Origin of the sequence: Neisseria sicca 4320 (assembly GCF_000193735.1) — a bacterium.
GTDB classification, from domain to species: Bacteria; Pseudomonadota; Gammaproteobacteria; order Burkholderiales; family Neisseriaceae; genus Neisseria; species Neisseria sicca_E.
On the sequence record NZ_AEPF01000149.1, the window covers coordinates 18,918 to 39,237 of the forward strand.

Annotated in this window: 14 protein-coding genes and 2 pseudogenes; 10 read left to right on the forward strand and 6 right to left on the reverse strand. The window is 53.9% G+C overall.

Annotation, left to right across the window (positions count from 1 at the left end; genetic code table 11):
* Positions 1 to 61 precede the first annotated feature (61 nt).
* The 3 genes from hutW to ppk2 form a co-directional block, all read right to left on the reverse strand.
* Positions 62 to 1,882 carry a heme anaerobic degradation radical SAM methyltransferase ChuW/HutW gene (hutW, locus tag NSCA4_RS0111805; protein ID WP_016688306.1) on the reverse strand — a complete coding sequence of 607 codons (1,821 nt, stop codon included), beginning with the start codon at positions 1,880 to 1,882 and terminating at the stop codon, positions 62 to 64.
* A gap of 241 nt (positions 1,883 to 2,123) precedes the next feature.
* Positions 2,124 to 2,984, reverse strand: coding sequence for a TonB-dependent receptor domain-containing protein (locus NSCA4_RS0111810; RefSeq protein WP_016688307.1), 861 nt, complete (start codon positions 2,982 to 2,984; stop codon positions 2,124 to 2,126).
* A 206-nt stretch (positions 2,985 to 3,190) separates the two neighbouring features.
* A complete protein-coding gene (ppk2, locus tag NSCA4_RS0111815) occupies positions 3,191 to 4,120 on the reverse strand; it encodes a polyphosphate kinase 2 (protein ID WP_016688308.1) in 930 nt (309 codons plus the stop codon).
* 166 nt (positions 4,121 to 4,286) lie between these two features.
* On the opposite strand from ppk2, the gene NSCA4_RS0111820 reads away from it, so the two are divergent.
* Positions 4,287 to 6,185 (forward strand): bifunctional chorismate-binding protein/class IV aminotransferase, encoded by a 1,899-nt coding sequence (locus tag NSCA4_RS0111820; protein WP_016688309.1) that lies wholly within the window; start codon positions 4,287 to 4,289, stop codon positions 6,183 to 6,185.
* Between the two features lie 44 nt (positions 6,186 to 6,229).
* Here NSCA4_RS0111820 and NSCA4_RS0111825 read toward each other — a convergent pair whose 3' ends face one another.
* Complete coding sequence (locus NSCA4_RS0111825) at positions 6,230 to 7,687, reverse strand: DUF389 domain-containing protein (protein WP_016688310.1); 1,458 nt, start codon at positions 7,685 to 7,687, stop codon at positions 6,230 to 6,232.
* 453 nt (positions 7,688 to 8,140) lie between these two features.
* On the opposite strand from NSCA4_RS0111825, the gene acpP reads away from it, so the two are divergent.
* The gene (gene acpP / locus NSCA4_RS0111830; protein ID WP_003742600.1) at positions 8,141 to 8,377 is read left to right on the forward strand and encodes an acyl carrier protein; all 237 of its coding nucleotides are present in this window, start codon (positions 8,141 to 8,143) and stop codon (positions 8,375 to 8,377) included.
* 174 nt (positions 8,378 to 8,551) lie between these two features.
* Positions 8,552 to 9,799, forward strand: coding sequence for a beta-ketoacyl-ACP synthase II (gene fabF, locus NSCA4_RS0111835; RefSeq protein ID WP_016688311.1), 1,248 nt, complete (start codon positions 8,552 to 8,554; stop codon positions 9,797 to 9,799).
* A 363-nt stretch (positions 9,800 to 10,162) separates the two neighbouring features.
* On the opposite strand, the gene NSCA4_RS0111840 is transcribed toward fabF, so the two are convergent.
* Positions 10,163 to 10,690, reverse strand: coding sequence for a membrane protein (locus tag NSCA4_RS0111840; protein ID WP_016688312.1), 528 nt, complete (start codon positions 10,688 to 10,690; stop codon positions 10,163 to 10,165).
* Between the two features lie 222 nt (positions 10,691 to 10,912).
* Between NSCA4_RS0111840 and NSCA4_RS0111845 the strand changes: the two genes are divergently transcribed.
* The gene (locus NSCA4_RS0111845; protein WP_016688313.1) at positions 10,913 to 11,551 is read left to right on the forward strand and encodes a DUF8453 domain-containing protein; all 639 of its coding nucleotides are present in this window, start codon (positions 10,913 to 10,915) and stop codon (positions 11,549 to 11,551) included.
* A 139-nt stretch (positions 11,552 to 11,690) separates the two neighbouring features.
* On the opposite strand, the gene pyk is transcribed toward NSCA4_RS0111845, so the two are convergent.
* On the reverse strand, positions 11,691 to 13,163 hold the full coding sequence (pyk, locus tag NSCA4_RS0111850; protein ID WP_016688314.1) for a pyruvate kinase: 1,473 nt from the start codon (positions 13,161 to 13,163) through the stop codon (positions 11,691 to 11,693).
* Between the two features lie 344 nt (positions 13,164 to 13,507).
* Between pyk and NSCA4_RS0111855 the strand changes: the two genes are divergently transcribed.
* The 6 genes and pseudogenes from NSCA4_RS0111855 to hrpA form a co-directional block, all read left to right on the forward strand.
* On the forward strand, positions 13,508 to 14,071 hold the full coding sequence (locus NSCA4_RS0111855) for a hypoxanthine-guanine phosphoribosyltransferase (RefSeq protein WP_016688315.1): 564 nt from the start codon (positions 13,508 to 13,510) through the stop codon (positions 14,069 to 14,071).
* A 286-nt stretch (positions 14,072 to 14,357) separates the two neighbouring features.
* On the forward strand, positions 14,358 to 14,795 hold the full coding sequence (locus tag NSCA4_RS0111860; protein ID WP_003755891.1) for a PTS sugar transporter subunit IIA: 438 nt from the start codon (positions 14,358 to 14,360) through the stop codon (positions 14,793 to 14,795).
* A 47-nt stretch (positions 14,796 to 14,842) separates the two neighbouring features.
* The gene (locus NSCA4_RS0111865) at positions 14,843 to 15,112 is read left to right on the forward strand and encodes an HPr family phosphocarrier protein (protein WP_016688316.1); all 270 of its coding nucleotides are present in this window, start codon (positions 14,843 to 14,845) and stop codon (positions 15,110 to 15,112) included.
* Positions 15,112 to 16,899 carry a phosphoenolpyruvate--protein phosphotransferase gene (gene ptsP, locus NSCA4_RS0111870; protein WP_016688317.1) on the forward strand — a complete coding sequence of 596 codons (1,788 nt, stop codon included), beginning with the start codon at positions 15,112 to 15,114 and terminating at the stop codon, positions 16,897 to 16,899. The genes NSCA4_RS0111865 and ptsP overlap by 1 nt, the downstream gene beginning before the upstream one ends.
* Positions 16,900 to 16,909: 10 nt before the next feature.
* Positions 16,910 to 17,118, forward strand: a pseudogene (locus NSCA4_RS16390) (hypothetical protein); the annotation flags it as partial.
* Positions 17,119 to 17,467: 349 nt separating this feature from the next.
* Positions 17,468 to 20,320, forward strand: a pseudogene (gene hrpA / locus NSCA4_RS13255) (ATP-dependent RNA helicase HrpA); the annotation flags it as partial.

The following is a 20,320-nucleotide window of genomic DNA, read 5'->3' on the forward strand; positions in this document are numbered from 1 at the left end:
TCGTTTGTGCAGGAATGCGGCAATTTCTGTCGGTTTCAGACAGAGGTCGTCTGAAACCTGTTTAAGCCGCCTCAAACAGTTTTCTCATGGCTTCGATTTGGTGTTGTTTGAGTTCGCCTGCTTCGTCGCGGCCGACGAAGATTTTGAACATGGCGCCGCCGTTGCGGTTGATGAAGTTGAGCGAGCAGGTGTCTTTGCCCATAAACGGACGCTCTAAAAGATAGATGGCGGCGCAGTTTTCGTAATAGATATGACCGTGTACGCCGCCGTCGGTTTCGGGGTGGTCGAAGTTGTAGAAACCGCGGCCGACTTTGCCGCTAGGTAATTTGCCGGTAACTTCGACGATGGCGTCGGGGGTGTGGGCGATGAAGGTGACGGCTTCGTCCCAGGCGGCGACGGCTTGGAGGATTTCGACGATGCGGCTGCCTTCGGTTTGGCGGATGCAGTTTTCGGGCAGGCAGCGGATGACGTCTTCAAAGCTGCATTGGTTTTGCGCGGCGAGCATTTCGAGCACTTGGCCGGGATTTTTTTCCAATGATTGGCGCAACATGATTTGTTGTTCGGATGAAAGTTTTTGCATGGTTTGATCCTTTTCTTGGGTTGGGAGGGTGAGCATGAGTTTGCGGATGAGGGTGGGCGACCAGTAGCGGCCGCTGGTGTTCAGGCGGATGAGGCCGTCCGAACCTTGTTCTTCAAAGAGTTGCATTGCCTGCCATTGGGCAATCAGTTTCTGCGCGGCGGCGTTGCCGTCGAACAGCGAGGGATTCAGAAGACCTGTTTCCATGTCGTGCTGCACTTGTCCGAGCAGGGTTTTGTTCGAGCTGTGGCCGCTCATGAAGGCGATGTTTTTTTCGCCTTTCGGGGTGGCGAGGTAGCTGTCCAAATCGCCTTGCACCTGATAGCTGAAGCCGCCGAGGTTGCCGCCTGCGCCGGAGCCGAACGCCCAGCAGGGGATGTTGGATTTGACCAAGGTGTTGTAGCGATTGCGTTCGCCACGGCCGGGATAGGCGAAATGGCTGTTGCTGACTTGGTTCCAGCCTTTTTGCGCCAGCGTTTCGACGGCGTAGGCGTATTGGTCTGCCTGAATGTCGAAACCGGGCGGGGCGGGAAATGCGCCTTTCTCCACCATGCGGTTGATAGGCAGCATGGGATAGAGGTTGAAGGCGTAGGTGTCGAGTCCGGACAAAGGCAGGGCGGTGGCGCGTTCGAGGTCGTTTTGCCAAACGGCGTCGGTTTGGTTGGGCAGGCCGAACATCAAATCGACAACGATGACGGCATTGATTTCACATAGTTTTTCCAGATAGGCAAAGGCTTCGTCGCCGCCGTGTTTGCGACCGAGGCGGCGGCGGATGGCGGTGTCGAAGGTTTGCACGCCGATGGAAATGCGGTTGGCGCCCGCTTCGATGCAGGCTTGGGCTTTTTCGATGTCGAAATGGCTCATGCGGCCTTCGATGGTGAACTCGCAGTCGTCAGCAATCGGCAGGTATTGGTAACAGGCGCGGATGAGTCTGGCGAGGTCCGGGGTTTGCAGCGCGGTGGGCGTGCCGCCGCCGAAATAGACGGCGCGGATTTTGCCGTTGCCTTGGTGGATTTCGGCTTCCACTGCCATTTCTTCGATGATTTTGTCGGTGTAAACGCTGCTGTAACTCTCTTTCCACGCGTTGCGGTAGAAGCCGCAGAACACGCAGTGGTTGGCGCAGAAGGGAATGTGCAGATAGGCGAGCGCGTCGGAATCGGCGGCATGGGGGAGCTTCTGCCGCCAGATGTTCTGCCATTGCGGACGGGGAATCGGTATGCCGCCCCATATCGGCATCAACGCCTGCCGTTCGGGAAAGGCTTTGGGCGCGGATTGGCGCGGTGTCCAAACAATCTGCTGTTCCATAGTTGATTAAAAATAATTATTAATCAGATTTGTAAATTAAATCACTAGTGATCGGTAGTGTCAAGGGACGATAGCGAGGGGAAACAGAAAATGAAAAGTATCGGTAACTGACTAAATTTTGAGTTCGGTATATGCGGGATGGCTTGAGGTCGTCTGAAAATCAAAGGCTTGATTTGCTTTTAGCCTTAGTTATGAGGCATTCAACTCATGGCTTGTTTTCAGACGACCTCTTGGGTTCATGTTAAAACTTAAGCTGCACGCGGGCGGCGAAATTGCGTCCGGTTTCGGTGTATAAATCCATCACGCTTGAGCGGCTCATGCCGGCTACGTCTGCGTGTTGCCAGTATTTTTTGTTGCCGATGTTGTAAATGTTCGCGCCGATTTCGACGTTTTTAGACGGCTTGTACCACGCGCCGACATCCCATACGCCGTAGCCCGGCGCTTGGAAAACGCTGTCGCTGCTGACGCGGCTGTGTTTTTTCGACCAGCGCAGTTTGGTATCGACGCCCCATTTTTCTTGCGCGTAGTCCACGCCCAAAACGCCGTTGAGCGGGTAGGCGGAATCCAGCGGAGTTCCGTCTTGCTGCTTGCCGCGCATCCAGGCGATGCTGCCGGAGACTTGCCAGCCCGGCAGGAATTTGTAGGCGGCAGAGGCTTCGGCACCGTAGGTTTTGACCCTATCCAGGTTTTGATATTGGTACTGGATAATCGGGCGGCCACCTATGGTGGTAGTGCCGACTTCGGTGCGGTCGATGAAGTTTCGGTAACGGTTGTAGAACGCGGTAACTTGTGCGCGGGCGCGTTCGTTTTTGAACTTCATGCCCAATTCGAAGCTGTTGGAGCGTTCGGATTTGAGGTTGGCATTCGGGATGACGGCATAGCCGTAGGTCGTGTTGGCAAACGCCATGGTCGCGCTGTCAAACGGCGGCGTGCGGAAGCCTTGTGAATAAGTGGCAAAACCGGTGAACTGCTCGCCCATCTGAAAGCTCAGACGCAGGCTGGGCGTAAGCGCGGAATCGTTGAAGCGGGTTGCCGTGCCGTCGGGATTGGCGTTGAGATAGGCTTGGTCGGTTTCGGTGGTCAGCCTATAGTGGATTAACAAAAATCAGGACAAGGCGACGAAGCCGCAGACAGTACAGATAGTACGGCAAGGCAAGGCAACGCCGTACTGGTTTAAAGTTAATCCACTATATCTTTTAGAACAGCCCGTATCCAAGACCTTTACCACACAAACAAAAGGTCGTCTGAAAACCCGTATTTCAGGTTTTCAGACGACCTTTTTTACTGTTGAAACAGCTGACCGCTCAATCAGTCATGACCGATGTCGACGGTTTTCTCTTTGTAGCGTGTGTCAGGGATGAGGACGATTTTTTCGTCCACTTTGCCGATGGCTTTCACGTCTTTACCCGGGTAGTCCAGTCGGTGCAGGAAGTAGCGGATACAGTTGAGGCGGGCGCGTTTTTTATCGTCGGAACGGATAATGATCCAAGGCGCGTCGCCGGTGTGGGTGTGGAAGAACATGGCGTTTTTGGCTTCGGTGTAGTCGTCCCAACGGTCGAGCGACTGGATGTCGACAGGGGAGAGTTTCCAGTGTTTCAGGGGATCGTCGCGGCGGGAGATGAAGCGGCGCAGTTGTTCTTCGCGGGATACGGAGAACCAGAATTTGAAGAGGTGGATGCCGCTGGCGACGAGCATACGTTCCAATTCAGGGGTTTGACGCATGAAGAGTAGGTATTCGTTGGGTTCGCAGAAGCCCATCACGCGTTCTACGCCGGCGCGGTTGTACCATGAACGGTCGAAGAAGACCATTTCGCCTGCGGTCGGCAAATTTTGGATATAGCGTTGGAAATACCATTGGCCGCGTTCGGTCGTGGTCGGTTTTTCCAAAGCGACAACGCGCGCGCCGCGCGGATTCAAATGTTCCATAAAGCGTTTGATGGTACCGCCTTTACCTGCGGCGTCGCGGCCTTCAAACAGGCTGACGATGCGTTGGCCGGAGTCTTTGACCCAGCTTTGCACTTTCAGCAATTCGATTTGCAGCTTTTGTTTTTCTTTTTCGTATACGGCGCGGCGCATACGTTGTTTGTAGGGGTAGTTGGCGGGAAGCGGCGCGCTGCTGGAATCTTCATCCGAAACGCGTCCCTCGTGTTCCAAAACAGCTTTTTCAAAAACTTGTAACTGGTCTTGTTTTTCGCCTAATTCAACGTTTTCGAAGGGGTCTAACTGATGATCTGCCATAGGGTCTCCTTATTGCTTAAGTTTGAAATGATATGGTGTGGTATGGTTTTATTCTACTCCTTTGCCCCTCAGCGGACTACATAAAATTACACTGCTTCATTTTTTTCGGCGCGGTCTGCTAATTTGTGTAAAAACGGCGTATAATCAGGCTATTTGCACCACAGCCATGCCCTATTTCGCCCTGTTTGACGATGCCGTGAGCGGCCGCGCAAAACTCTATCAAAATCATGTGGAAAGCCGCCTTTTCCATCATAACGAACTGGATTTGCTAGACGATACGCTGCAAAAGGGCTGGCAAAAAGGGCTGCATGCTGTGTTGTTTGCAGACTACGAATTCGGTTTGCCGCTGATGGGGATTGAGTCCGAACGCGGCGGCAATCTTGCCCTGCACTGGTTTGCCGACTGCGCCGACATCGATGCCGCAAGCTGGCTTGCCCAAAATTCAGACGACCTCCCCGCCGGCATTTCCACGCCGCAATCCTCCGTATCCGAAGCCGATTACCTCAACTGCATCCGCCAAATCCACGAAGCCATCCGGCGCGGCGACACCTATCAAATCAACTACACCACCCGCCTGCACCTGCAAGCCTACGGCAACCCCGTCAGCCTCTACCGCCGCCTGCGCCAACCCGTCCCCTATGCCGTTTTGTCCCACCTGCCCGATGCGGAAGGGAAATCCGCGTGGACGCTGTGTTTCTCGCCCGAACTCTTCCTCAAAATCGGTGCGGACGGCACCATCAGCACCGAACCGATGAAAGGCACCGCGCCGATTTTGGGCGACGGGCAAGACGAACGCCGCGCCGCCGAGTTGCAAGCCGACCCGAAAAACCGCGCCGAAAACGTGATGATTGTCGATTTGCTGCGCAACGACCTCGGCAAAATCGCCCAAACCGGCAAAGTATGCGTACCCGAGCCGTTTAAAGTATCGCGTTTCGGCAGCGTCTGGCAGATGACCAGCACCATCCAGGCCCAAGCCCTGCCGCACATTAGCGCCGCCGACATCCTCCGCGCCGCCTTCCCCTGCGGCAGCATCACCGGCGCACCCAAACGCATGAGCATGCAGATTATCGAATCGCTCGAAGCCGAACCGCGCGGTCTGTATACCGGCAGCATCGGCTACCTGAATCCATGTGAAAGTGGGCTTGGGTTTGAAGGCATATTCAACGTCGTCATCCGAACCTTATCGCTCAAACCCGCTTCCAACTCGATTTCAGACGACCTAGATAGTGGATTAACAAATCAGGACAAGGCGACGAAGCCGCAGACAGTACAGATAGTAGGGCAAGGCGAGGCAACGCCGTACTGGTTTAAAGTTAATCCACTATATCAAGGGGTGTACGGCGTCGGTTCCGGCATCGTCATCGACAGCGACCCCGCCGCCGAATATCGGGAATGCGGCTGGAAAGCCCGTTTCCTCAACGAATTGCTCCCCGCCTTCGGCATCTTCGAAACCATGCGCGTGGAAAACAGGCAATGCCGCCTGCTCGACCTGCATTTAGGTCGTCTGAAAACCTCCGCACAAGCCCTCAACCTACCCCTGCCCGACGACTGTGAAACCCGAATCCGGCAATACATCGCCGACTTGCCCGACGGCCTCTTCCGCCTGAAAGCCGAACTCGTTTCAGACGACCTCATCCTCAGCCATGCCGCCACCGCCGAGCTGTCCGCCCCGCAGCGCGTCATCCCCGCCCCGCAACCCCTCCCGCGCCGCGACTACCTGCGCCGCTTCAAAACCACCCGCCGCACCCTGTACGACCAAGCATGGCAAACCGCCGAAACACAAGGCGCGTTCGACAGCCTGTTTTTCAATTCAGACGGCCTCCTGCTTGAAGGCGGCAGAAGCAACGTGTTCGTCAAATACCAAGGGCAATGGCTCACCCCGTCTCTGGATTTGGACATCCTCAACGGCGTCATGCGCCAAGCCGTGTTGCGGCATCCGCAAACCTACTTGGGCGCGGACGCAGTCATCGAAACGCACATCACCCGCGACATGCTCGAACGCGCAGAAAAAATCCGCCTCTCCAACGCCTTAAGGGGCGTGTTTGAGGCGGATTTGGTGTACTAGGAACAATAAATGATTTCTCGGAAATGGATAAAGCCTGAAGGCGATTATTCGTTAGACGGTTTATCTGTCTGAGACTTGTGCGTTAATAATATGCGCACGACCTTACCCTCATAACGCTGGCTTAACCACGCCTGTATACGCGCGTGATCTTTGGCAGGCAGAGGCTGCTCCAATTCGAGAGAGACAACGACAATATCGTCATATGTATCTGTCTTCGGTTCTGCGTTTTTTTGGCTTTCAGACTGTTCGGAAACAGGCGTTGTTTGCGCTTTATCCCAAGCCAAGCCGCGTCCGACAACGATTTTTTCCGCTTCGGGATATTGGGCTTTTAATTCCTTTAGTAACGCTGCATCGTCGATATCGGAGGCTTTGCCTGCCAGTACGGTATCGATATAGGCCTGCTGCTCTTTCAACTCATTTTGCTGCTGAACCGGGTTGTTTCGGCTTGCCAGCAATTCTTCGATTTTGGCACCGTTCCCTCCCGCATAAACCACGTTGACCTTCGGCTCTTTCACCCCCGACGCGTTAAGGCTTTTTTCCAGCAGGGCGGTAATTTTCTCGGCATTGCCCGTTCCGTTGACAATCAGACCGACTTTATTTTCTCTGTGGTCCAACATCTTACGAAGAACAAAAAAACCTTCCTGCTGCTGCGCGGCGGTGATTGCGGCATTGGCTTTTGTGTTGAAGATCTCCTGACTCACCAGTCCTGATGCCATATACCCGCTCGGAATCATCACAGCCAACACGACGGCAGTAATCATGATGCTTTGCAACCGGCGTTTGGATTCGGTCACCAGTCCTCTGCGCGGCAGCTTGAGCAATTTGGAAAACAATAAAGTGGAAAAAGCGATAAACACGCAGTTGATGCCAAAAAGATATGAAGCACCGAGAAAATAGTGCCAGTTGCCATGTGCCAGTCCGTAGCCCGCAGTACACAGGGGCGGCATCAATGCGGTCGCAATCGCCACACCCGGTATGGCGTTTCCCTCTTCTTTTCGGGTCAGCGCCACAATGCCCGCACTACCGCCGAAGAAGGCAATCAACACATCCCAAAGGGTCGGCTGAGTACGCGACAAAAGCTCGCTTTGCGCCTCGTTAAGCGGAGTTAACAGGAAATACAACGTAGCGGTAATCAAGCTGATGACGACGAATATAATAATATTGCGCACCGCTTGGCGGATCAGCGCAGTATCGCCCACCGCCAAACCGTAACCCATACCGACTATCGGCCCCATCAACGGCGAAATCAACATCGCGCCGATCACTACCGCCGTGCTGTTTACATTCAGACCGATACTCGCCACGGCAATGGCAAACATCAATACCCACATATTGGTTCCGGACACCCGAGTATTAGCGCGGATGACCGCATCAATTTTATCGGGATGGGCCTGGTCATGCGAAAGATTGAACACATCTTGCAGCCTGGTCATAGCCCCACTGTCCTCTTTTGGCTGGTTTTCTTGTTCTTCTTGGTTTTTAATGTTTTCTTGGTCTTGCATTTTCATCCTTAAATCAATCTTAACGATTGTCTCTGAATATTTAATTAACTGGAATTTCGGATACTGATAATTATGCTTGATAACTAAGTTCGAATATGATTAAACAGATACCTTGCAGAATGTTAGCATATACCCGAAAACGCTGACAACGCTTAGCCTGCGTAAGTCTTCACGAAACCAGCATATGCAAAAACCTTCTCTAATCCAATTCCTACTTTTTCAGCAGCAACCGCCATCAAAATTTTTTAATAATGTTAATGTTAATACGTAACGAAACAAATTCCCGCTTGTAGGTTAAAATCAGGCTATGCTAATATGCACAACAACAGGTTTTTCCAGAATAATCTGTGTTAGAATGCAGACTTAGATGGAAAACTCTATCCGAACTCGGTACAATACCGACGAATTTATTTCTCTTAAACAACCCGCCGCAAGGCAAAAGGAACGACTGATATGTCAAACATTGAACAACAAGTTAAGAAAATTGTTGCTGAACAACTGGGCGTGAACGAAGCCGAAGTCAAAAATGAATCTTCCTTCCAAGACGACCTGGGCGCAGATTCTTTGGACACCGTAGAATTGGTTATGGCTCTGGAAGAAGCTTTCGGTTGCGAAATCCCTGATGAAGAAGCCGAAAAAATCACTACTGTACAACTGGCTATCGACTACATCAACGCCCACAACGGCTAATCGGCCGCACCAAACACACCAGCCTCTGCTGCGTTAACGCAATAGAGGCTGTTACCTTATATATATGGGGCAAAATCCGTTATAATAGCCGCCCGGAATCCGATTCCGAACCGCTATTACCATTTTCAGACGGCATCTTGCCGCATCCCACCGGAAACCAACAGCGAGATTATCATGAGTCAGAGAAGAGTAGTCATTACAGGCCTCGGCCAAGTATCACCGGTCGGCAACGACGTCGCCACCGCATGGAGCAACCTGCTCGCAGGCAAAAGCGGCATCGGCCGGATTACCCGCTTTGACGCATCCGACATCAACAGCCAAATCGCCGGCGAAGTGCGTGATTTCGACATCGGCCAATACATCAGTGCGAAAGAAGCTCGCCGCATGGACGTATTCATCCACTATGGCATCGCCGCCGCGCTGCAAGCCATCGACGATGCCGGTTTGGACGAATTGGAAAGCCTCGATAAAAACCGCGTCGGCGTGAACATCGGTTCCGGCATCGGCGGTCTGCCCAGCATCGAAGCCACCGGAAAATCCGTTATCGAAGGCGGCGCGCGTAAAATCAATCCTTTCTTCATTCCCGGTTCGCTGATCAACCTGATTGCGGGTCATGTAACCATCCTCAAAGGCTACCGCGGCCCCAGCTACGGCATGGTTTCCGCCTGTACCACCGGCGCGCACTCCATCGGCGACTCCGCCCGACTGATTAAATACGGCGACGCAGACGTAATGATTGCAGGCGGTGCCGAAGGTGCTATCAGTCTTTTGGGCGTCGGCGGCTTCGCTGCGATGAAAGCACTTTCCACCCGCAACGACGACCCCTCCACCGCTTCCCGTCCGTGGGACAAAGGCCGCGACGGTTTCGTTATCGGCGAAGGCGCGGGCGTGTTGGTGTTGGAAGAATTGGAACACGCCAAAAAACGCGGCGCGAAAATTTACGCCGAAATCGTCGGCTTCGGCATGAGTTCCGATGCCTACCACATCACCGCGCCGAACGAAGAAGGCCCTGCATTGGCGGTTACCCGTGCGTTGAAAGATGCCGGACTGAATCCTGAAGACGTCGATTACGTCAACGCACACGGCACATCCACCCCGCTGGGCGATGCCAACGAAACCAAAGCCCTCAAACTTGCGCTGGGCGACCACGCCCGCAAAGTCATCGTCAATTCCACCAAATCCATGACCGGCCATTTGCTCGGCGCGGCAGGCGGCGTGGAAGCGTTGTACAGCGTGTTGGCGGTACACGAGCAAAAATCCCCGCCGACCATCAACATCTTCGAACAAGACATCGAAGCGGGCTGCGATTTGGACTACTGCGCCAACGAAGCGCGCGACGCGAAAATCGACGTTGCCATTTCCAATTCCTTCGGCTTCGGCGGTACCAACGGCACATTGGTATTCAAATGCTTCAAAGACTGATGTAAGCGGTTTGAAACAAGACAAAAGGTCGTCTGAAAACCTGAAACAAGGGTTTTCAGACGACCTTTTTAAATAATGCAACGCTTCAAAATCAGTCAAACCGCAGCATCGGCCTTGCCTGAAGACACATCAATCTAATCTTGAATCGGACAAATAGGTTGAAACGTTTTTTCGCGGACGAAGTCCCGCCACATTTCACAACAGGCATCTGCGACGTACGACCCACCATCAGGCAAAGAGAGCCTTATCTCAAATTCACGTTATATATCATTAGGTTTAAGCATCCCACCCTTGCTATTTTCCGATATTCTTTATTTCCCGAAACCTATGGAAACCGGTCGTCTGAAAACCGAAAAAGGATTTTCAGACGACCTTTTTATCCGGTTCCTGTACTGCGGCAGACACGGCAGTATCCGCCTGCGGCAAACGGTGCAGTTTGTACCAATCGTACAGCCGCTTCAGACACAATAAGGCAATCAGCGGCATACAAAATGCGCTGACCAAATAGCGCGGGTTGCCGAAATTGAACACGGGATGCCCCATAGCAGCGGAAATCAGCGCATTGCCCCATTCCCACAGCGACGGCACGCTGAATGCCAATACCGCCAGCAGCCCCAACGTGCGGAAAATGCCGATGGGCAAGATACGGCGTTTTAAAACCGTACCGTTAAGTTGGAGCAGAGTCAGCAGTCCGAAGCCGATAATAACCATCATGCCGCCGTTGGCAATAATTTGCAGGCTGTTGAACGCAATATCGGGGGTAACGGCAAGTCCGCCGTCAGAAGGCTTACTTTGCTGCAAATTAAGCCCTTGCGAGATATTGAGGGCGAAGCCGTAAACCATGTCGGCCAAGACGATAAAGATAGGCAACGGGGTGATCAGTTTTTTCATGGTAGTTGTGTGATAAGAGATGGTGGCGGCATTTTACCGAAAGCGGCTTATGGTAAAGCAGCGGGAGGCGGGAGGCAATAGCGTCAGCCGTCTCTCTTCCGATTATGCCGTTCGTTATTCGGTTGTGTTAAACCATATCGTTTACGTTACAATCATATTGCCTTAAGACAATACCGCACAGCGGTTTCAGACGACCTTATTCTGCCACCGACAGGAATCTTTATGCACGCATCCATCCTTAGCCGTTTTGCACCGGCTTTATACATTTTGATGTTTTTTGCCGGTTTTCTAACCGCCTGCGTCTGGTTTAACCCCCAAGACTATCTCGCCGACCTTACCCCTGTCATCACGGCATTTTCCGCTATCGCGCTGGTTTGGCTTGCGTGGGCTTTCGTCTCGGTCAGAATCAAGGCAAAAAGCGAAATGCAGCATCGGGAAAAACTGATACAGCGTGAAAGCGTCCACCCCGTCCTGCATGCCGCCATCCGCCCGGTAGAAGACAAACCCGGCATGATTGCCTTCGTTATCCGCAATCACGGCAAAGGTATGGCGAAAAACATCCGACTGAAAGCCACCGCTATTTCCGACCACCCTTCCGCTTCGGCTGTCGCCGCCGCGCTGGCACGGCTGCCGGTATTTGCCGAAGGAGCGGACATGCTGGCGGCAGACGAAATTTACGCAGGTATTTTCGCCGACATCCATACCCTTGCCAAAGCAGGAGAATTCGGCGGAATCGTCCGCGTGGATACCGACTGTGAAAACGTTTTCGGCGATGTCTGTACCTCGCAGACGGATTTGGACGTCAGCCTGCTGAAACAGGTCGGTACAATCGAAATACCCCGCAAAAAATTGCTGTATTGAGCATCATGCAATAACCCGATCCGGCAAGCCATCCGCTCCGCATTCCGCATGACGACACGGCATATTGCGAAAAGGTCGTCTGAAAACCTGTTTCCAAGTTTTCAGACGACCTCTTGTTTATCTGCCGTTTGCGTGTCGATTATTTAACGCGCAACACTTCCAGCGTATTGGTCGAGCCGGATTCGCGCATTTTCGAGCCGCTGGTAATGATGTATTGGTCGCCGGAACTCAAGATTTTGTGTTCAACCAGCGTGGCTTCCACTTCGTTCAGCGCAGTATTGTGGTCGGTACTGGTCGCCAAAATCATCGGACGCACGCCGCGATACATCGCCATGCGGCGTTGGGCGGAAATGCTCGGGGTCAGGGCGAAAATCGGCAGGGTGATGTTGTGGCGGCTGATTTCGAAAGCGGTTGAGCCGCTTTCGGTCAGGGCGACAATCGCTTTGGCGTGAACCGCACGCGCCACGCCGACCGCGCCGCCGGCAATCGCCAGGTTGGTGCTGACTGCGGCTGGATATTCGACTCGCTCGGCAACACCGTTGAGCGAGTCCTGCTCTTTTTCGGCTGCCGCGCAGATAATCGCCATTTGGCTGACGGTTTCAAACGGATACGCGCCGACGGCGGTTTCGGCGGAACACATCACCGCATCGGTGCCGTCCAATACCGCGTTTGCCACGTCGCTGACTTCCGCGCGGGTCGGTACGGGGTTGGTGATCATGGATTCCATCATTTGGGTCGCGGTAATGCTGAAGCGGCGCAACTCACGGGCGCGGCGGATCATGCGTTTTTGCAGGGCGGGGACGGCTGCGTGTCCGACTTCGACCGCCAAGTCCCCGCGTGCCACCATGATGCCGTCGCTGGCGAGGATGATTTCGTCCAAGTTTTCAATCGCTTCCACGCGTTCGATTTTGGAAACTAAACCGGGGCGCACGGCAGTGCTGCCTTTCATTTCTTCTTCGACTTTGGCACGGGCGATGATCAAATCTTCGGCAGATTTCACAAAGCTGATGGCGAGATAGTCGCAACCGATGGCAATCGCGGTTTTCAGGTCGCGGAAGTCTTTCTCGGTCAACGCGCCTGCGGACAAACCGCCGCCGCGTTTATTGATGCCTTTGTTGCTTTTCAACACATGGCTGTTTTCAACTTTAGTAACAATCTTACTGCCGTCAACGGATTCCACGGTCAAGGTCAGCAAACCGTCGTCCAACCACAAAACATCGCCTGCAACAACATCATCAGGCAGGTCGCGGTAGTCCAAACCGACCGCGTCGCGCGTGCCTTCGCCTTCGAGCGCGGCGTCCAGAACCAGCGTTTCGCCTTTGTTCAATTCAATGCTGCCGTCGGCGATTTTACCGACACGGATTTTCGGACCTTGCAAGTCGGCGAGGATGGCGATTTCTTGTCCGGCACGTTTTGCCGCTTCACGCACGATGCGGGCATTTTCCTGATGGAATTCAGGCGTGCCGTGGCTGAAATTGAAACGGACGACATTCAGACCGCCTACACGGATCATGTCTTCCAACAACTGAACATTGTTGCTGCCCGGCCCCAACGTAGCAACGATTTTGGTATTGTGGCTGATGCGGGTTACATCGCGTTTTGCATTACTCATGTGAAGCGTCCTTTCGGTCAATCCGTTGATAAATGGCATACGGCTTTGTTGTAAAATTACAAAATTTCATCCAAACGTCGTCTGAAATTTATAGAGTAAAATCCTGTGTTAAGATAGTTTAGCCGTAAATCATGATACAAATTAATATTTTGGCATTCTACTCCCAAAGCCAAACAACTGGTGGAAAATTACAGAATTTTCTGACTTAGGCTAAATTTGGCAGGCTTATACGGATTCTTGAAAAACAAACTGTTCTTCTGCAACTTTAAAGCCTGCTTTCAGACGACCTCAGCGCGATTTGGGTTTATAATTTCTTTTTCCCCAACTGATTTCCCCTGTTTACCATGACCGATTTAGAAACCAAACGCCTTGAAACCCAAGCAATGCTTGATAATGCCGAGCTTTTGTTCGACCAAGACCAATGCCGTGCCGCGCTGCAAAAAGTGGCGGGCGAGATTACGCGCGACTTGGGGGACAAATATCCGCTCCTGCTGCCTGTGATGGGCGGGGCGGTGGTGTTTACGGGGCAGTTGCTGCCGCTGTTGCGCTTTCCGTTGGACTTTGATTATGTTCATGTTTCCCGTTACGGCGACAAGCTGGCGGGCGGGGCGTTCAACTGGAAACGTATGCCCGACCCGGAGCAGATTCGGGGTCGTCATGTGGTCGTGTTGGACGATATTTTGGACGAGGGACACACAATGTCGGCGATTCAGTCCAAGCTCTTGGAAATGGGCGCGGCGAGCTGCCGTGCGGCTGTGTTTGCCAACAAGTTGATCGACAAGGAAAAACCGACCAAGGCGGATTATGTCGGGCTGGATGTGCCCAACCGCTACGTCTTCGGCTACGGCATGGACGCGGCGGGCTGCTGGCGCAATTTGGGCGAGATTTACGCGCTCGACCAAGGCTGATGCCGAGTTAAAAAAGGTCGTCTGAAAACCTTTTCAGACGACCTTTGTGCCACCATATCGCGCTATGTGGCGGGTGAATGGACGATATAGTGGATTAACAAAAATCAGGACAAGGCGACGAAGCCGCAGACAGTACAGATAGTACGGAACCGATTCACTTGGTGCTTGAGCACCTTAGAGAATCGTTCTCTTTGAGCTAAGGCGAGGCAACGCCGTACTGGTTTAAAGTTAATCCACTATACTTTCGCCCACACCGACCGAATAAAATATCATCAGGGAACACATCATGATCAACCTTTTAATCATTACCCACGAGGCAGTAGGCGAAGCCTACCGCAGCCTGACCCATCATTTCTTCCCGACGGGCATGCCGGAAAACATCCGCATCCTCGGTGTGGAGCCTGACGAAGACCAAAATGACATCATCAACAATGCCATCGCCGCGCTGCAAGAGTTTCCTGAAAACCACGGCGTATTGATTATGACCGACATCTTCGGCGCGACGCCGTGCAATGCCGCCCGCAGGCTGGTGCGCGCGGGCAAGTCCGCCATTCTGACCGGACTGAACGCGCCGATGATGATTAAAGCGACCCAATACTCGCCCATGGCGGAAGACCTCGCCGCCTTTACTGAAACGGTCAGGGAAGCCGCCGTCAAAGGCATTTTCGCCATCACTGCCGAACCGGAAGATTTGGTGTGCAAACAGCACGCCGAAGCCGTCTAACCCGACCAACACGTTTTCAGACGACCCCGCACACCCGAAAGCCGAATATGCAAAAACAACAAATCGAAATCATCAACAAACTCGGACTCCACGCCCGCGCTTCCAGCAAATTCACCCAAACCGCGTCTCAGTTTCAAAGCGAAGTCTGGGTAACGAAAAACGGCAGCCGCGTCAACGGCAAAAGCATCATGGGCTTAATGATGCTCGCCGCCGCCAAAGGCACGGTCATCGAGCTGGAAACCGACGGTTTGGACGAAGCCGCCGCCATGAAGGCATTGACCGACTTAATCAACGACTACTTCGGCGAGGGCGAATAATGAGTATCGTGCTGCACGGCGTTGCGGCGGGCAAAGGCATCGCCATCGGACAAGCCCACCTGATTACGCGCGGCACGGCGGAAGTGCCGCAATACGATGTTTCAGACGACCTCATCGACGCCGAAACCGCCCGTTTCGATGCCGCCATCAAAGCCACGCGCAAAGAATTGGAACAGTTGCGCAGCGCGATTCCCGAAAACGCCCCGACCGAGTTGGGCGCGTTTATTTCGCTGCACCTTATGCTGCTGACCGACGTAACCCTCTCGCGCGAACCCGTCGATATTTTAAAAGAACAAAAAATCAACGCCGAATGGGCGTTGAAACAGCAAAGCGACAAACTCGCCGCCCAGTTCGACAGCATCGAAGACGACTACCTGCGCGAACGCAAACAAGACATGTTGCAAGTCGTCCGCCGCATCCACAACAACCTCGTCGGGCAAAGCAACGACCTGAATTTGACCGAAGGTCTGTTTGAAGACACCATCCTGATTGCCCACGACCTCTCCCCAGCCGACACCGTCCTCTTTAAAGAGCAGCGCATCACCGCTTTCGTTACCGACGTCGGCGGCCCGACCAGCCACACCGCCATCCTCGGCCGCAGCCTCGACATCCCTTCCGTCATCGGGCTGCACAACGCCCGCAGGCTTATTACCGAAAACGAAACCGTCATCGTCGACGGCATCAACGGCGTCCTCATCATCGATCCGGACGAAGTCGTCCTCAACGAATACCGCCGCCTCGCCCGCGAATACCGCATCCACAAGCGCGAACTCAACAAGCTCAAAAAAACCGCCGCCACCACCGCCGACGGCATCAACATCGAGTTGCTCGCCAACATCGAATCCGCCGAAGACATCAAAGCCCTGCACAATTTCGGTGCAGACGGCGTCGGACTCTTCCGCAGCGAATTCCTCTATCTCAACCGTGACACCATGCCGTCTGAAGACGAGCAGTACGAAGTGTACAGCGCGATTGTGAAAAAAATGAAAGGCAAAAGCATCACCATCCGCACCGTCGATTTGGGCGTGGACAAAAACCCCCGCTGGTTCGGTCAAAATTCCACCCCCAACGGCAGCCTCAACCCCGCGCTCGGACTCACCGGCATCCGCCTGTGCCTCGCCGAACCCGTCATGTTCCGCACCCAAATGCGCGCCATCCTCCGCGCCGCCGCCCACGGCCCCGTGCGTATGATGTGGCCGATGATTACCTCCTTGTCTGAAGTGCGCCAGTGCCTCATCCACCTCGACACCGCCCAACGCCAGCTCGCCGAACGCGGCGAAACCTTCGGCACGGTTAGCGTCGGCTGCATGATTGAAATCCCGTCCGCCGCCTTGACCGTCGGCAGCATCCTCAAACTCGTCGATTTCATCTCCATCGGCACCAACGACCTGATTCAATACATCTTATCGGTCGATCGTGGCGACGACAGCGTCAGCCACCTCTACCAGCCCGGCCACCCCGCCGTCCTCAAAATGCTGCAACACATCATCCGCACCGCCAACCGTATGGAAAAAAGCGTCTCCATATGCGGCGAAATGGCAGGCGATACCGCCTACACGCGGATGCTGCTGGGCATGGGGCTGCGCCGTTTCTCCATGAACCCCAACAACCTGCTCCCCGTCAAAAACATCATCCTGCACAGCAACACCGCCCTGCTCGAAACCGAAACCGCCAAAATCCTCCGCAGCGAAGACTCGGAAAAAACCGAAAAGCTGTTGAAATTGCTCAACAGCGCGGAACACGAAGAAGAGCGGCAGGAAGAAGACAGCCCGATAGCGCAGGCGTAAACAGGGTTTCTATAGTGGATTAAATTTAAATCAGGACAAGGCGACGAAGCTGCAGACAGTACAGATAGTACGGAGCCGATTCACTTGGTGCTTCAGCACCTTAGAGAATCGTTCTCTTTGAGCTAAGGCGAGGCAACGCCGTACTGGTTTAAAGTTAATCCACTATATAAACCAAAAGGTCGTCTGAAAACCAAATTCGGTTTTCAGACGACCTTTTATCGAACCCGAATCAGAGACTCCCAATCATGCCCACGCAGCAAAGAATCCAGACTTAGCTTTTCAGGAATGTTTAAAGATTGCTGGAATTCCGGGACTCTCAACTCCCACCTCTGGCCAGCCTTTTATATCGAATCCGAACCCTCGCACCGTCATTCCCGCGCAGGCAGGAATCCAGACCTCCGCTTTTTAAGAAATATTTGAAGATTGCCAAGATTTCAAGCCTCTAGGTTTACGTTGCAGATCATCCTTAATATTTAATATTTCCAAAACGGCAAAGGTCGTCTGAAAATTTTCAGACGACCTTTGCTATAATCACTCCCTTTGTTTTATTTGAAATTTTTCCAACACCATGCCCCATCCCGACTTCTCCCAAACCCTCTCTAAAGACCGCCACTTCCTGCGTTCCGCCTTCAAAAATCCCAACAAATACGGCGGCTTGTCCAAAGTCGAAGAAAAATACCGAAAATCGCACGAAATCTTTTTGAAGCGTTTAGCCGCATTGCCCAAACCCGAATTCGACAACACCCTGCCGGTTCACGAAAAGCTCGAAGAAATCAAAAAGGCCATTGCCGAAAATCAGGTAACGATTATTTGCGGCGAAACCGGTTCGGGCAAAACCACGCAGTTGCCCAAGATTTGTTTGGAACTCGGGCGCGGGGCGGCAGGCTTGATCGGGCATACCCAGCCGCGCCGTTTGGCCGCGCGTTCGGTGGCAGAGCGGATTGCCGAAGAGTTAAAATCAGAAATCGGCAGCGCGGTCGGCTATAAAGTGCGCTTCACCGACCACACCTCGCGCGATGCCTGCGTCAAGCTGATGACCGACGGCATTCTGCTGGCGGAAACGCAAACCGACCGTTATCTCGCCGCCTACGACACGATTATCATCGACGAAGCACACGAACGCAGCCTGAACATCGACTTTCTGCTAGGCTACCTGAAACAGCTGCTGCCGCGCCGCCCCGATTTGAAAGTCATCATCACCTCGGCCACGATAGACGCAGAACGCTTCTCCCAACACTTCAACGGCGCACCCGTGCTGGAAGTAAGCGGGCGCACCTATCCCGTCGAAATCCTCTACCGCCCGCTGACCAGCAAAGACGAAGACGATGCAGAAGTGGAGCTGACCGACGCGATTGTCGATGCGGCGGACGAATTGGCGCGCTACGGCGAAGGCGATATTTTGGTATTCCTGCCGGGCGAACGCGAAATCCGCGAAGCCGCCGAAGCCCTGCGCAAATCCACGCTGCGCCGCAACGACGAAATCCTGCCCCTGTTCGCACGCCTGTCGCACGCCGAACAGCACAAAATCTTCCACCCTTCAGGCGCGAAACGCCGCATCGTACTGGCAACCAACGTCGCCGAAACCTCGCTCACCGTACCGGGCATCAAATACGTCATCGACACAGGCCTCGCGCGCGTCAAACGCTATTCCGCACGGGCAAAAGTAGAGCAGCTTCATGTAGAAAAAATCTCCCAAGCCGCCGCCCGCCAACGCTCCGGCCGCTGCGGACGCGTCTCCGCAGGCGTGTGTATCCGACTGTTTTCAGAAGAAGATTTCAACAGCCGCACCGAATTCACCGACCCCGAAATTGTCCGCAGCAACCTAGCCGCCGTCATCCTGCGCATGGCAGCATTGAAACTCGGCGACGTAGCGGCATTCCCATTCCTCGAAGCACCGGACCAGCGGTATATCAATGACGGTTTTCAGGTGTTGCTGGAATTGGGGGCAGTTAATGAACATAACGGCCTGACCAAACTCGGCGAACAAATGGCGCGCCTGCCCATCGACCCGAAAATCGCGCGCATTTTGTTGGCGGCGAAGAAACACGACTGCATGGCGGAAATATTGGTGATTGCATCCGCGCTGTCGATTCAAGACCCGCGCGAGCGGCCGCTGGAAGCGCGCGATGCCGCCGCCAAGGCACACGAACGTTTTACCGACAAACAGTCCGATTTCCTTGCCTATCTGAACATTTGGGACAGCTTCCAGCGCGAGCGCGACAAAGGCTTGTCCAACAAGCAGTTAGTGCAATGGTGCCGCCAATATTTCCTGTCGCACCTGCGGATGCGCGAATGGCGCGAGTTGCACCACCAGCTTGCCCAAACCGCGATTGAAATGGGTTTGACCACCAAGGAAGCTGCTTTCAGACGACCTCCCGAAGTCAGGCAGCTCACGTCGTCTGAAAATGCAGGCGACCAAGACTTATCCGCCAAGCTCAAACAAAAACAACTGGATAAGAAGCAACACCGCGCCCAAATCCGCGCCGCCAAAGAAGCGGGCTACGAACAAATCCACCGCGCCCTGCTGACCGGCCTCATCGCCAACGTCGGCATGAAATCGCCCGACGGCAACGACTACACCGGCGCGCGCGGCAGCCGCTTCCACCTTTTTCCCGCCTCCTCCCTGTTCAAAGCCAAACCCAAATGGGTGATGGCGGCAGAATTGGTTGAAACCACGCGCCTTTACGCCCGCGACGTAGCCGCCATCCAGCCCGAATGGATCGAGCAGGAAGCGCCGCACCTCGTCCGCTACCACTATTTCGAGCCGCACTGGGAACAAAAACGCGGCGAAGTCATCGCCAGCGAACGGGTAACGCTCTACGGTCTGACCGTCTTGCCGCGCCGCCCCGTGTCCTACGGCAGAATCGCCCCCGAAGAAGCACGCGAAATCTTTATCCGCAGCGCGCTGGTGGCGCAGGAATGCGATTTGAAAGCGGACTTTTTTGTCCACAACAAAAAGCTGATTAAAGAAATTAGCGAACTCGAACACAAATCGCGCAAGCAAAACGTGTTGGTCGATGACGAAGCGCTTTTTGCGTTTTATCACGAACGACTGCCCGAAATAGCATGGAAAGACGCGCAAGGCGGTGTTTGGGGAAGTGAAGATTCCGTACGGATTATTGAATCTGACAAAGCCGATAGGTCGTCTGAAAAAGAATGTGGCGAGTTTCGCCAAAACGAGCGTAATGGGTCGCGCCAAAATGAAAATCACGGCAACACCGTAGGTTGGGTTGAAAACCCAACACCCGCCGCAACCGTAAAAACCGTTGGGTTTGACAACCCAACCTACGACGCCCAGCAACCCACCCCCTCCCCCGTGGGGGAGGGCCGGGGAGAGGGCAAAACAGTTGCCGCACAAACCAACTTCTCCGCAACCGCAGCAAACNCNCCNCNCNCNCNCNCGACGACGACGACGACGACG

Coding starts and splice junctions, on each gene's coding strand:
- ppk2 (WP_016688308.1), bottom strand. CDS start 4,120: ATGGCAGATCATCAGTTAGACCCCTTCGAAAACGTTGAATTAGGCGAA.
- NSCA4_RS0111825 (WP_016688310.1), bottom strand. CDS start 7,687: ATGCAAGACCAAGAAAACATTAAAAACCAAGAAGAACAAGAAAACCAG.
- fabF (WP_016688311.1), top strand. CDS start 8,552: ATGAGTCAGAGAAGAGTAGTCATTACAGGCCTCGGCCAAGTATCACCG.
- NSCA4_RS0111860 (WP_003755891.1), top strand. CDS start 14,358: ATGATCAACCTTTTAATCATTACCCACGAGGCAGTAGGCGAAGCCTAC.
- NSCA4_RS0111845 (WP_016688313.1), top strand. CDS start 10,913: ATGCACGCATCCATCCTTAGCCGTTTTGCACCGGCTTTATACATTTTG.
- NSCA4_RS0111820 (WP_016688309.1), top strand. CDS start 4,287: ATGCCCTATTTCGCCCTGTTTGACGATGCCGTGAGCGGCCGCGCAAAA.
- pyk (WP_016688314.1), bottom strand. CDS start 13,163: ATGAGTAATGCAAAACGCGATGTAACCCGCATCAGCCACAATACCAAA.
- NSCA4_RS0111855 (WP_016688315.1), top strand. CDS start 13,508: ATGACCGATTTAGAAACCAAACGCCTTGAAACCCAAGCAATGCTTGAT.
- ptsP (WP_016688317.1), top strand. CDS start 15,112: ATGAGTATCGTGCTGCACGGCGTTGCGGCGGGCAAAGGCATCGCCATC.
- acpP (WP_003742600.1), top strand. CDS start 8,141: ATGTCAAACATTGAACAACAAGTTAAGAAAATTGTTGCTGAACAACTG.
- NSCA4_RS0111840 (WP_016688312.1), bottom strand. CDS start 10,690: ATGAAAAAACTGATCACCCCGTTGCCTATCTTTATCGTCTTGGCCGAC.
- hutW (WP_016688306.1), bottom strand. CDS start 1,882: ATGGAACAGCAGATTGTTTGGACACCGCGCCAATCCGCGCCCAAAGCC.
- NSCA4_RS0111865 (WP_016688316.1), top strand. CDS start 14,843: ATGCAAAAACAACAAATCGAAATCATCAACAAACTCGGACTCCACGCC.